Raw genomic sequence first — 12634 nt, 5'->3', positions numbered from 1 at the left:
GAAAAAGAACCTCAGGACCGATGACGGTTATAAAATCGCTATGGAAACGACCGCAACGGGAAAACTTCCCCCTTCCCCACAGCGTCTAAACCCAAAGCATGGAAACATGCGATTTAGCATCCACATGGAATTTTCAATTCTGATCCCTAAACAAAAGCGCCGGACCTTCTGGATTCTGAGTGCCGCAGTATGTGGCATACTTCCCTTGCTTGCTTATGGAAAAACGCAGTCTGAGCCGTCTGCTGATGTCAGCCACGATCCCATTGCGTTAGTGCGCCGGGCCTCCAGGAATGAATTGAATTCCAGCAACGCAAATCATCCCTATCGCTATCAGCTCCATAAAATTGACGATGGGAAAATCACTACCAAAGAAATCATCGAAACCAAGGAGGGGGATGTTGCCCGGCTGATCGCCGTCAATGATAAGCCACTCGATCCGGCAGCAGAAAAAGCTGAGATTGACCGGCTGAACAATCTGGCTGCACATCCTGAACTTCAGGAACATCGCAGGAAAAAGGAGCAGGAAGATAGCGACCGGGCCAACAAAATGATCCGCCTACTGCCGGATGCGTTTACCTACCAATATGAGGGCATGGTCGATGGACCGAATGGCCCCTGCTATCGGCTCAGCTTCAGGCCCAACCCAGCATTCAACCCGCCTGACCGCGAATCAGAAGTCTTTGCCGGCATGGCGGGCGAGCTCTGGATCGACAAGGCGCAAGAGCGCATGGTCCGTCTGGATGCACATCTGATTGCCGATGTGAACTTTGGTTGGGGCATCCTCGGGAAGCTGTACAAGGGCGGCAGCATTCTGGTGGAACAGGCCGACGTCGGCGACCATCACTGGGAAACGACGCATATGAAGCTCAATCTGACTGGAAAAGCGCTGATGATCAAGCCGCTGAGCTTCCAGACCACGGAAGATGCGAGCCACTTTGAACCTGTTCCGGCGGACATTGGCTATCAGAAGGCGATCGACATGCTGCTCAAGGAAGATGCCGGCCCGCAGGTGGCGCGCAGCAGCGGCAAGACCTCCTGATTTCATCCGTCCCGGGCGAGGAAACGAGATGTATCCATTCTGGTCCCGCCGGGAATCTTTTTCCATTCTCTCTGCATCGCTACCGTTGTAGGATGACGGAAAAGCTAGCTCGCAGATTGGGAGGATGCAAATGGGGGTTGGCGAAGCCGGAAGCAGCCATACGTTCCAACAATCGCAGGGTTCCACGCAGCAGACACCGGAAGAAGTTCTGGAAGAGCAGCGGAAAATCCGCCGCCTCCAGATGATGATGAACATGGTCATGTCTGTCATCAGCCAAGACGGTTCGCTCACGATTGATGAGGCATCAGAAATGGTGGCCGATACACGTCGCGCCGCGCTGGCCATGTTTCCCGGCAAAGAACTGGCCTGGGACCTGCTCTACAGGCCCCGTCTCCAGCGCCTGATGCGCGAGCGTTACCGTATCCAATAAATTATTTGGAGTCTATGCCGGTAAGCTGAAACGTAAGCGTTCCCCAGAAGAGCCTGGCGCGCATCTGCACCGGGATGTGCCGCTCATCATCTGTGTACCAGATCCAGATGTTCCCTCGGTTTTTCACCACACCGGCATCAGCAGTGGGCTGCACTCGGATGGTCTGATAGGTACCCGATGGGGTCTTTACCGCTTCCCTGCTTTCCACTTTCATGGTGACCGGGATGGTCCTCATGGCGTCGTAAACCGGGACCTGAAAGCTCTGTCCTACCTGTAAGGGCTGCGATGCTGTGTAGAAGATGGCAGAGAGCAGATCACTCACGCAGCCAGGGAGAGGGGCTTCCTGGTGCCGACTGATACCGGAAACCAGGTTCTTTTCCTCCATGACCGCCTTTTTTTGCGCGTAGTTAAAGTTCAGGGTGCTGTTTACCTGGCGGCGCCCCTCCTGGAGCTGCTTACTGAATGCAATCGAGCAGCCCGTGCGGCGATCAAAAGAGGACTGGAAGCGGTCACTAACGCGATAGATAAGATTCACTGCGCCGATCGAATCCGCCACAACAGTGATGTGCTGCGCGTCACCCTCCGCCTCCTGATGAAAAGTTACTGTCCCGGCCGGAAACACCCTCCAGTCCACGCTATAGCTGAGGGTCTGCTTTGCCGGGAGCCCCAGCCCCTGATGCGGTGCGGGTAAAACCGGCGGATTGTTTGTGGATTGTGCCTTCAGGTTGGCCAGCAACAAAGCGCATAAAAAGATGGGAAGCAGTCGAGAATGCCTGTTCAAAATACGTGCTCACTCTTAATGGAAATATAGGACTCTGAGGGCGAGCACGGCATAAAGGGCCGCCGCTCCCATGAGTGCATTGTACTCGCGATGTTTCCGGTAAAGAGAAAAGGAAAAAGCACCGCTGCCGTTTTGCCCTGGATGGGCGGGGCGAAGACGCGGCAAAATACGGGGCACACTTGCCGCATAGGCATCAAAGCCGGCAAATGTCTTTCGCAGGAACGTCTCTTCGGCCCGGATGACAGGAAGGTAGATAACAGCAAACAAGAGGACAAGCAGCAGAGTAATCAGCAGACTTCTGGAAGCAGCGGCAAAACCGAATGCCATGAGCATCGAACCAAGATACAGTGGATTTCGCGTGTAGGCATAAGGGCCGGTCGTCGTTAGTTCAGCATTTTTCTTTACATATCCGGATGCATAGGCACGAAGCAGCAATCCTGGGACCACAAGCAGCAGGCTATACATCATTGAGACAAGCGTGGGCCGTGCCAGAAGAACAAACACAAAAGCAAAAACAAACCCCATGGGTACGCGAATCCGGCGCGCTACATGGTCCCAGTCAACAGACATCTTTCCCCGTCTCCTTTAAAAGCTCCTCCGCAGCCTGGACCACTTCCTCGACGGAAATCGTCAGTAGTCCAGCCTCCGGCTCCGCACGCCGAGAGTGGTCCCGTTTACTTTGCGGATTCCGCAGCACCCGAAACCTTCCGCCGAAAGGCCCGTTGCGCGCCGGGTCCGTTGGCCCGTAGATGCCAACTACGGGAACACCAAGCGCTGAAGCCAGATGCAGGGGGCCCGTATCTCCGGCAATCATGAGGGAGGCATCCCGAGTCAGGGCAATCAACTCCTCCACGCTGGGCGAGAGTACGATGGCCTTTGCGATACTGGACCGCTTTACCTCCTCTGCCAGCTCCTCTTCTCCCGGGCCCGCATTGATGACAACGAAGAGGCCTTTGTCTGCGAGCGCCCGGGCCACTGCACCATAACGCTCTGCCGGCCATCGCTTCGCACCCCATCCAGCACCTGGATTCAGAATGGCAAACGGCCGCTGGACAGAACTATATTTCCGTTCCGCATCTTCGCTCCGAGGAAGCCGCGGTGGCACCAGCGGAAGTTCCTCTTGCGCGATTGCACACACGACCTCGATCGCCTGTTCAATGACATGCACACCGCGTGTATTCACGGTTTCATCGAACAGATACTGGGCGGCCCACTCGCGTGGCTTGGCCTCTCCAATCAATCTTTGCGGATGTGACCACCTGCCAAGAACGGCGGACCGCACGGCCCCCTGCAAATCCACACAAATATCGTAGTGTTCCGCCCTCAAGTCCCGGCGCACGCGGCGGATGTCACGGATGGTGCTGCCGCTTAGCGGATTTCGTCCCCACTGCTTCGCAGGCACAAGATGGATCTTGTCGGCTAGAGGCATGGACGGGCCCCGTTCCGTGGCCCCGTTGGCGGCCAGCAATCCGCGCCACTGCGGCTCAACCGCCCAGCCGAGAAACCATTCCGGATGTGCCGCGCGGAGGGCCGTAACGGCCGGCAGAGCATGCAGAATGTCGCCCATCGCACCCAGCCTTACAATGAGCACCCTTAATGTTTGGTTTTTTGTTGGCAAATTTGATTTTCTCATGATTCGCACGCACGCAGGTCAGTGACCCACGCTGCGGCATAGTTAAGACCGGGGGCGGAGCAGGAGCTGGCTTATCCGACTGAGTATGGCTTCCTGATTTTGCAGATGCGCCTCCAGTCTGGCCACTTTCACCGGCGCGACACCCTGCAGCTGTGCCTTCTGTGTTCGGGAAAGACGTACAAAATCTTTTTCTGTTGTAAGAAAGACACTTCCTCCGGCGCTGGAAATGGACTGGACCAGTCTTCTGATGTCTTGCTCCGCGTAACCATGATGGTCTGAAAATGAGATTGCTTCGACAATTTCGATCTGAAGCTGACGGAGCGCCTGAAAAAATTCATCCGGTCTCGCAATTCCGCAAAAGGCTACGACTTTTCCCATGCCCGACGGTACCATCAGGGTACGCTTGACGTACCAGATTGGCTTCTTCTGGCAATGTATCCTGAGTTGCTCTTCGAGATGGGCATCTTCCTTCCGCAGAATCACCACTGATGCTCGTTGTAGGGCGGAAAGGGGCTCGCGCAAATTGCCTCCAGGCAGTAAGCTCTGAGAAAAATCGTCGCGATGGAGAAGCACAATGTCCATGTCGCGGGCCAGTTGTCGATGTTGAAAGCCATCGTCCAGCAGATGGATGCGCGGGCCGGCCACCTCTCGTTCCGCCACAAGTCCTGACTGATAGCGGTTTGCCCCCACATAGACGGGAACTCCGGCAGCCTGTGCAAGCAAAAGCGGCTCATCTCCGAATTGTTTTGCATCGCCTCCCGGGTCCACCTGCTCCACTGTTCTGGATTCACGGCCGTATCCCCGCGAAAGCACATCTGCCTGGATGCCATTTGCGGTAAGCAGCCGGGCCAGTGCCATGACCACCGGCGTTTTGCCTGCCCCTCCGACTGAGAGGTTCCCGATACTGACTACAGGCCATTCCAGCCGCCGTATGCGCAGCCATTTACGATCATATGCGTGGTTCTTCACGGCCAGGGCGGCCGCGTAGACCGGATTGCACAGAGAGAGAAGCCGGCGCATCAGCGTCTCTCCTTAACCAGTTTCACAAGGGCTTCTACTGCGCGCGCCGTTGCCCCGGACTCAGCCATGAACACTGCCTGGCCGCGTTCGCCAATGCCCCGCGCAGTCGCATCATCCTGCAAAAGCGCTCGCAGTACTGCTCCGATTTCATTTTGCGTTGCGATGCGGATTGCATCGGCCGCGCGAAGTTTTTCAACAATTGCGCGAAAGTTCTCATAGTGCGGCCCCATGACAACCGGGACCGCAAACTGGGCCGCTTCCAGAGGATTATGTCCTCCGGACGGCACCAGGCTGCCCCCGATAAAGGCCGCTTTCGCCAGAGAGTACAGCGAAGCCAGCTCTCCGATCGAATCGAGCAGAAAAATTTGTCCATTTCCCAGCATCTGCGGTTGCTTGGCCCATTCCGAGCGCCGGACCCATCTTCTTTCCTGCTGGCGAAGCAGATGGGCCACTGCATCAAATCTCTCAGGGTGGCGCGGAGCCAGGACCAGCAAACAATCTTCTGGCGCGTTCTCGATCAGGACCTTCTCTTCTCCATCCAGAGTGCTGCCACAGATCAGTACCCTGGTTTGCGGTGCGAGATGTTCTTTCACGCATTGCGTCAGAGGAGCAAGGGCGCTGGCACGAACATCGAATTTCAGATTGCCGCCCAGGCGCACATGGGTAACGCCGAGGGCGCGGAGCCTTTCCATGTCCTGCTCGCTCTGGGTGAGCGCTAGGGCCAGACCGCGTAAAAGCCGTTTCCACAGGAACCCCAGCCGCCGATAACGGGGCCAGGAGCGGTCAGAAATGCGCGCATTCACAACCGCCACCGGGACTTGCGCCTTCCGGCATTCCACCAGCATACGGGGCCAGAATTCGGTTTCCACCAGCACTAGCAGGGCAGGACGAAGCGCGCGCAGATAACTTCGTACCGCAAAAGCAAAATCCAGCGGGAAATAAAAGACGCTTTCCTGTCCGAAGCGCTCTCTTGCAAGTCTCTGTCCGGTCCCCGTTGTGGTGGAAACCACCAAGCGCCAGTCTGGCAACCTTTTCTGCAGTTCGGTCAGCAGGTGCGACGCGGCCAATAGCTCCCCTACAGATACAGCATGGACCCAGATGACAGGCCGTCCATGCTCTCTCTTTATCCTCCGTGGCACAATTCCGAAGCGCTCTCGGAACCCCTCACGGTATTTGCCGCTGCGGACCATGCAAAAGAGCCAGTATGGCGCGCCTAGCAGCATGGCCATCGTCAGGGCAAAACTATAAAAAATCATCCGCTTACGAAATCCTGCTTTGCGAAGTCTTCATCAATGATGATAATTGTCGGCAGAATGAAGCGCCTCTGGTCTCTGCTGACGGCTGTTCTGTTTTTCCTTGCCTCACCTTGCTCTCACGCTTTTGAACACGGACCGCCCCCGGCAAAAGACGCAACTTCCTATCCTGCCGTCGATGTGCATCCGGACGAACATGTCGCCATTGCAGCCGAGCCTTACAACACAGCGGAAAAGATACGATTTTTTCGCGTCAATTACCTTGATCACCAGTTTCTGCCGATACGCATCATCATCACCAATAGCGGCGACAAGCCCATTTCTCTTGATCAGGCCCGCATTTATTTCATCAGTGCCGCGGGCGACCGTATCCCCGCTGCGGAACCGGATGATATCGAACGCCGTATTTCGCTGCGAGACAAAAAGGGGTCGGATATTCCCGTAGGTCCGATCAAATTGCATACCAAACCGAAGACTCCTGATGCAAAGGTCGAACAGGACTTTTCTGATTACGAATATCAGGCACTTGTCGTCGAACCTCACACGACTCGCGCCGGGTTCCTTTTCTATGACATCCAGGGACTCGGTTCCTCGCCTTTGCATGGAGCAAAACTCCTTTTACGCCAGTTGAAAGACGCAGATGGCAAAGAGCTCTTTTACTTTGAGATTCCCTTTGATAAATATCTGCAGACGCAGCCGCAGTAGCCCTCTTCTTTAGCCAGCTTCTATCAGTCCATACCGGCGTTGCCATGCTTCACGGAGCCTTTGCCTTATGACCGACCTCTCTTCTTCAGTGGCTACTTCGCCCGAATTTCTGACGAATGTCGAAGCCTCCTGTTTGGCCAGTTCGAGCGCTTCGCGATCACGCAGCAAATTGGCAATACGGAAATCCGGAAGTCCCGCCTGCCGCGTTCCAAAAAACTCGCCCGGACCCCGCAGTTGTAAATCCAGTTCGGCCAGTTCAAAACCATTTTGTGTGCGCACCATGGCCGCCAGACGCTCCTCGGCTTCGGAAGTGACCTTGCCACTTGTCATCAAAATGCAGTAGGACTTCGCAGCTCCCCGCCCAACCCGGCCTCGAAGCTGATGTAACTGCGCCAGTCCGAAACGTTCCGCGTGTTCTATGACCATCACAGTAGCATTCGGAACGTCCACGCCCACCTCTATCACCGTGGTCGCAATCAGAACATCGGTTTCGCCCCGCTGAAATCGTCGCATCACGACTTCTTTCTCGTCAGAGTCAAGCCGTCCGTGCAACAACCCTAAGCGCAGCCCAGCAAGGGGCCCTGTACGCAGTGCTTCATACATTTCCACCGCGGCTTTCAGCGAAGGCCTTTCAAACAGCTCCGGGGCCTTTGCCTTTTTCTTTTTGGGCCTTTCTTCTTCCTGTTCTGGAGGCGCAAAATCGAGCTCCGGCTGGTCATCCTTTGCTCCTTCAATTACCGGATAAACCACATAAGCCTGATGACCTTTCGCGGCCTGCTCACGGATGAATTTCCAAACTTCTTCCGCACGCTCATCAGCAACCCTTCGCGTCACGACCGGAGTCCTCCCGGGCGGGAGCTCGTCAAGTACGCTCAGATCGAGGTCACCATAGAGAGAGAGAGCCAGTGTGCGAGGAATCGGTGTTGCCGTCATTACCAGCACATCCGGCTCGGCATCGGTGGGTTTCCGCATGAGTCTGAATCGCTGCATCACGCCAAAACGGTGCTGCTCGTCGACCACGATGAGGCCGAGCTTATGGAACTCAGCTTTTTCCTCAATCAACGCATGCGTCCCAATGACCAGGTCCGCCTCACCTTCCGCGATCCTCCTTCGGTTCAATCGCTTCAGATCATCATCCAGGGAGCCCGTCAGCAGCACAATCCGATATTTTCTTGAAGACCGCTCCAGTAGCTTTTTCGCCGCCAGGTAATGCTGGGTTGCCAGGATCTCGGTCGGGGCCATCATCGCCGCCTGGTAACCATTCTCCATGGCCACCAGCATGGCCTGGAATGCAACGATGGTCTTTCCTGAGCCGACGTCGCCCTGCAGCAGCCGCCGCATCGGGGAAGGCTGGCGCATATCAGCAACGATCTCTGCCAATGCCCGTTTCTGTGCCGTCGTAGGATGAAAGGGCAGGACCTCGCGTATGGCATTGCGGACCTTGTCGCTGGTCTCAAATGAAATTCCTGCACGCTCGCGAAACCGTCTGCGCTTCAGCTCAAGCCCCAGTTCGAGATAGAACAACTCCTCAAAGATCAGCCTTCTGTGCGCGGGAGTGGCAGATGCCTGCAGCTTAGGAATCGGCGTTCCGGGGGGCGGAAAATGCACATGATGGAGCGCCTCTGCCCGGGCGGGCAGTCCCAGGCGCTCCCGCAATGCTGCAGGTATGGTTTCCGGAACATTTCCTCTTAGTTCTCTGAGGACTTGAAAAATCATGCGCCGGATCCAGCGCGAAGTCAGCCTGCTTCCACCCAGCGATTCATAGACCGGAACAATACGGCCCACTTCGAGCAGACGGTCCTCATCGTCATCGTGGTCTGTGGGCAACAGTTCAAACTGCGGCTGGATCATCTTGAATCCTCGGCCGGAGCGCGATGCCTCCACCTTTCCATAAAGTGCGAGCATCTGTCCGTGCTTGAACCGGTCTTTGAGATAGGCCCCATGAAACCAGATGCATTTGAGGGACTGTGTTCCCTGGCCCACGGTCATCTCAAAAATTGGCATGGCCCGTGTGCGCAACAGAGCGGTGCCGCGCACTTCCGCAATGACGCTGGCCATCTCACCGGGCTGCAATTCGTGCAGCCTGCGCGGATGCAGCCTGTCTTCATACCGGAAGGGCAAATGATAGAGCAGGTCCTCTACGGTCGAAATGCCTTTCGCGGCCAGTAATTGTGCAATCTGCGGTCCAATTCCCTTGACGAACTGGACAGGTGTTTCCATCGTCAGCACAAATGCGATAGTAGCAGGGACGCAGCGGTCCTCGCGTTTGTTGCCGGTTGCCACAAGGCCTACAGAGGCATGGGAGACTTTTGCCAAATCCATGCTCCTGCTCGGACAAAAATTGCAGCAATTTGCGCTATTCTGATATGGAGAACATCAGGCGAAACCTTCTGTGTCTTCTACTGCCCCACAAACCTCCGCTCTTCCCTCGCTCTATGACTTTTTCGCGCCGGGAGGCATTCTTTCCAAATCGAGCCTTCCTTATGAGTTCCGCAAAGGGCAACTAGAGATGGCGCAGGCCGTTGAGCGGGCTTTGTCAGAGCAGCGCCATCTCATCGTGGAAGCGGGAACAGGAACCGGGAAGACGCTGGCGTACTTACTGCCCGCATTGCGTATGGGGCAAAGGGTCATTATTTCTACCGGGACCAAAAACCTCCAGGAACAGCTCTTTTTTAAGGACGTCCCGTTTCTTGAATCGCTGCTGGGTCCGCTTCGCGTCTGCTATATGAAGGGACGCAGCAATTATCTGTGCCGCCACAAGCTTTATGCCTTACGTGACCAGCCGATCCTGAATGGTCTGGAAGAAATCGAACAGTACCGCGCCATCGCCGAATGGGAAAAAACTACAGAAACCGGAGACCGCGCGGAGATTAATGCCCTTCCGGAATCCAGTGCTGTCTGGTCAAAGCTCGATGCCCGCAGCGACGCTTGCCTGGGCCAGAGCTGTCCCAACTACGAACGCTGCTTCATCACGGAGATGCGCCGTAGGGCTGCAGAAAGCGATGTTGTCATCGTCAACCACCATCTATTTTTTGCCGACCTTGCCATCAAACAGCAGGCCGGTCACGCCCCGGATGCCGGCGTTTTGCCGGATGCAGGCGCAGTCATTTTTGACGAAGCACACGAACTGGAAGAGATTGCATCCAGCTACTTCGGAATCAGCCTCAGTAATGTTCGCTTTGAAGAGCTGGCACGCGATGTCGAGACAATGCTTCGCGCAAGGCAGGCACTCAGCGACGGACTGAAAGCTGCTACGGAAAGAGTGCGTGAGCGGTCCCGTGTTTTTTTTGCCGCATTACCAGCCAGCATGAATGGGGAAGGACGTATCAAGTTTGAAGAGCGCGAAGAATTTCTGGAAACGCGGGGTGATCTCTATGTAGCACTTACCAACGCGCTGCTCCGCCTGGAAGGCGAACTAGAGCGCGTCCGTGGAGTCGACGAGGCTCCGGGGTTGCGGCGCAGAACGGCAGAAATTCGCACGCAGTTGCAGTTCCTCATGGAAGCCCACGACCGCAACACGGTCTTCTGGCTCGAACGGCGCGGCGGAGGACGAGGACGGGAACCTGCGCGCACGACATACCTTCAGGCCACTCCCATTGATGTCTCCGACCTGTTAAGCGAACTGCTCTTTGAGAACTTTCCCAGCGTGGTGCTTACATCGGCCACGCTTACGGTACAGGGCGGCTTCGACCATATCCGCAAACGACTGGGAATGCGGGATGCGCGCGAACTCGTGGTGCCCTCCCATTTTCGATATAGTGACCAAGCCCTGCTCTATCTACCGCCCGAGATGCCCGATCCCCGCGACCCGCAGTTTCAGGATGAAGCCGTCCAGCGCATCCGCCGGGTACTTGAAATTACTCAAGGCCGCGCGTTCTGCCTCTTCACCAGCTATCAGCAGATGCGCGAGATCTATGACCGTCTCCTCACAGAACTGCCTTATCCATTGCTTCTTCAAGGGAATGCGCCGCGGAAGGCCTTGCTGGAAGAGTTCCGCGTCACACCCCATGCCGTTCTTTTTGGGACATCCAGCTTCTGGCAAGGCGTGGACGTGCAGGGAGACGCTCTAAGCTGCGTCATTATTGACCGCTTGCCCTTCGCGGTCCCAACGGACCCGGTCGTGCAGGCGCGGATGCGATCGATTGAAGAAAATGGCGGGACGCCGTTCTTTGAATATCAAGTGCCGGCTGCCGTCATTACGCTGAAACAGGGATTTGGCCGCCTCATTCGTTCCCTGGAAGACCGGGGCGTCCTTGTTCTACTGGATCCCCGCCTTCAAAAGCAGCGCTATGGCCGCATTTTTCTGGAAAGCCTGCCGCCATACCGCGTTACACAAAATATCATGGATGTGGAGACATTTTTTCAGCAGAAACAAGCGTAGATTTTGAGGGGAAATGGCCCGAAACTTATACATTCTTGCCAGTACGCTGCTGCTGTTCGCACTCATCTCCTGCGGAATGGTCTATGTGGGCAACTCCCAGCCAGGTCTGCCCGGCAATGGCTCGCTCTGGAAGACCGCTGCCATGTTTCTGGCCCTTGCCGGCCTGATCGTGGCCCTGGCCGGGTCACTGACTGCCATGTTTGAACAGGTGGACCGCCGGACAGAAGAGCGCAAATATCAGCAGCGCAGGCGAAAACCGCGTTAGCTAACCGATACAATAAAAGATGGGCAATCTGCCCTTGAGAGAGCCATTTCAGAATGTACGAAGTTACCGTGGAACGCGGGTTTTCCTCCGGACATTACCTGCGCAATTACAAAGGCAAATGCGAGAATCCGCACGGCCATAATTACAAGGTCCGCATCACGCTGCGAGGAGAGGAGCTGGATGCCGCTGGCCTTTTGCTGGACTTTAAAGACCTTAAACAGGTGATGCGTCCCGTCATTGACCGCCTGGACCACCAGATGCTCAATGACCTTGATCCATTTACGGAAATCAATCCATCTGCCGAGAACCTCGCGCGCTACTTCTACGATGAAACTAACAAGCAACTGGCAGAGATGACTGGTGGACGTGTTCGCGTGAAAGACTGCACCATCTATGAAACCGACACCACTACGGCCACCTACTACGAGTAACGGACCGTGTATCTGATTGAAATCTATAAGTCTGTACAGGGCGAGTCCAGCCATGCAGGACGCCCCTGTATCTTTGTTCGACTGGCAGGCTGCAATCTGCGTTGTTCGTGGTGCGATTCAGAATATACCTTCAACGGGGGCCATAAGCTGTCTGAGGAACAAATCCTCACTGAGATAGAAAAACTTGCCCCCGTGCGTCTGATTGAATTCACCGGCGGCGAACCTCTGCTGCAGGAACGTGAGCTTGTGCCGCTGATGCAGCGTCTGTTGGTGCTTGGCTATGAGCTGATGATGGAAACAAGCGGAGAGCGGCCGCTGGACCGGGTCCCGCCCGCTGTCCACAAAATCGTGGATGTCAAATGTCCAGCCTCTGGGGAAAGCGGCAGTTTTCGCGCCAGCAACCTGGAGTTCCTGACCCAAAGAGACGAGGTCAAGTTTGTCATCGCCAATCGTGAAGACTATGAATTTGCACGGGACTTCATCCGCCGTCATGCACTGGAGGCCCGGGTTGGCAGTGTGCTTCTCTCCCCTGCGTTCCACAAGCTTCCGTCTACAGCCCGCAGTACTGAGAACTGCCTGCTTGATCCGCGCGAACTTGTGGAATGGATGCTGGCCGATGGTCTGGAGGCGAGATTAAGCCTGCAGATTCACAAATTCATCTGGGAGCCGCAGAAAAAAGGAGTGTAAGAGGGTGGC

General features: G+C 55.8%; 13 protein-coding genes. 7 read left to right on the top strand and 6 right to left on the bottom strand.

The annotated features are described in order from the left end of the window. Positions 1–106: 106 nt before the first annotated feature. Both N655_RS0114295 and N655_RS0114290 read left to right on the top strand, forming a co-directional pair. Entirely contained in the window at positions 107–1039 is a 933-nt protein-coding gene (locus tag N655_RS0114295) for a hypothetical protein (RefSeq protein WP_155987607.1), read from the top strand. Positions 1040–1169: 130 nt separating this feature from the next. Continuing rightward, the gene (locus N655_RS0114290; RefSeq protein WP_026443529.1) at positions 1170–1469 is read left to right on the top strand and encodes a hypothetical protein; all 300 of its coding nucleotides are present in this window, start codon (positions 1170–1172) and stop codon (positions 1467–1469) included. 1 nt (position 1470) lies between these two features. On the opposite strand, the gene N655_RS0114285 is transcribed toward N655_RS0114290, so the two are convergent. The 5 genes from N655_RS0114285 to N655_RS0114265 are packed head-to-tail and all read right to left on the bottom strand — an operon-like array spanning position 1471 to position 6159. Continuing rightward, entirely contained in the window at positions 1471–2250 is a 780-nt protein-coding gene (locus N655_RS0114285; RefSeq protein WP_238324761.1) for a DUF3108 domain-containing protein, read from the bottom strand. 15 nt (positions 2251–2265) lie between these two features. Further along, complete coding sequence (locus N655_RS0114280) at positions 2266–2820, bottom strand: methyltransferase family protein (RefSeq protein ID WP_026443527.1); 555 nt, start codon at positions 2818–2820, stop codon at positions 2266–2268. Continuing rightward, positions 2810–3868, bottom strand: coding sequence for a glycosyltransferase family 9 protein (locus tag N655_RS0114275; RefSeq protein WP_026443526.1), 1059 nt, complete (start codon positions 3866–3868; stop codon positions 2810–2812). The genes N655_RS0114280 and N655_RS0114275 overlap by 11 nt, the downstream gene beginning before the upstream one ends. Positions 3869–3925: 57 nt before the next feature. Further along, a complete protein-coding gene (gene lpxK, locus N655_RS19195; protein WP_049961453.1) occupies positions 3926–4903 on the bottom strand; it encodes a tetraacyldisaccharide 4'-kinase in 978 nt (325 codons plus the stop codon). Next, entirely contained in the window at positions 4903–6159 is a 1257-nt protein-coding gene (locus N655_RS0114265) for a 3-deoxy-D-manno-octulosonic acid transferase (protein ID WP_026443525.1), read from the bottom strand. The genes lpxK and N655_RS0114265 overlap by 1 nt, the downstream gene beginning before the upstream one ends. Positions 6160–6195: 36 nt before the next feature. On the opposite strand from N655_RS0114265, the gene N655_RS19190 reads away from it, so the two are divergent. Then, a complete protein-coding gene (locus N655_RS19190) occupies positions 6196–6861 on the top strand; it encodes a hypothetical protein (RefSeq protein WP_162173560.1) in 666 nt (221 codons plus the stop codon). Positions 6862–6870: 9 nt separating this feature from the next. Here the strand turns inward: N655_RS19190 and recG are convergent, their stop codons facing one another. Then, entirely contained in the window at positions 6871–9081 is a 2211-nt protein-coding gene (gene recG / locus N655_RS0114255) for an ATP-dependent DNA helicase RecG (RefSeq protein WP_044936014.1), read from the bottom strand. Between the two features lie 172 nt (positions 9082–9253). Here recG and yoaA point away from each other — a divergent pair, with 172 nt between their 5' ends. Genes yoaA through N655_RS0114235 form a run of 4 tightly spaced genes read left to right on the top strand, consistent with a single transcriptional unit; the run spans position 9254 to position 12625 of the window. Further along, positions 9254–11242 (top strand): DNA repair helicase YoaA, encoded by a 1989-nt coding sequence (yoaA, locus tag N655_RS0114250; RefSeq protein ID WP_026443523.1) that lies wholly within the window; start codon positions 9254–9256, stop codon positions 11240–11242. 13 nt (positions 11243–11255) lie between these two features. Next, positions 11256–11507: a hypothetical protein gene (locus N655_RS0114245; protein WP_026443522.1), complete on the top strand. Its 252-nt coding sequence runs from the start codon at positions 11256–11258 to the stop codon at positions 11505–11507. Between the two features lie 53 nt (positions 11508–11560). Beyond that, a complete protein-coding gene (queD, locus tag N655_RS0114240; RefSeq protein WP_026443521.1) occupies positions 11561–11938 on the top strand; it encodes a 6-carboxytetrahydropterin synthase QueD in 378 nt (125 codons plus the stop codon). Between the two features lie 6 nt (positions 11939–11944). Then, positions 11945–12625, top strand: coding sequence for a radical SAM protein (locus N655_RS0114235; RefSeq protein ID WP_026443520.1), 681 nt, complete (start codon positions 11945–11947; stop codon positions 12623–12625). The last annotated feature ends 9 nt before the right edge of the window (positions 12626–12634 follow it).

It is taken from the genome of Pseudacidobacterium ailaaui, assembly GCF_000688455.1.
Classification (GTDB): Bacteria; Acidobacteriota; Terriglobia; order Terriglobales; family Acidobacteriaceae; genus Pseudacidobacterium; species Pseudacidobacterium ailaaui.
The sequence above is the reverse complement of the archived record's forward strand: the minus strand, read 5'-3'. Positions and strand labels throughout refer to the sequence as shown.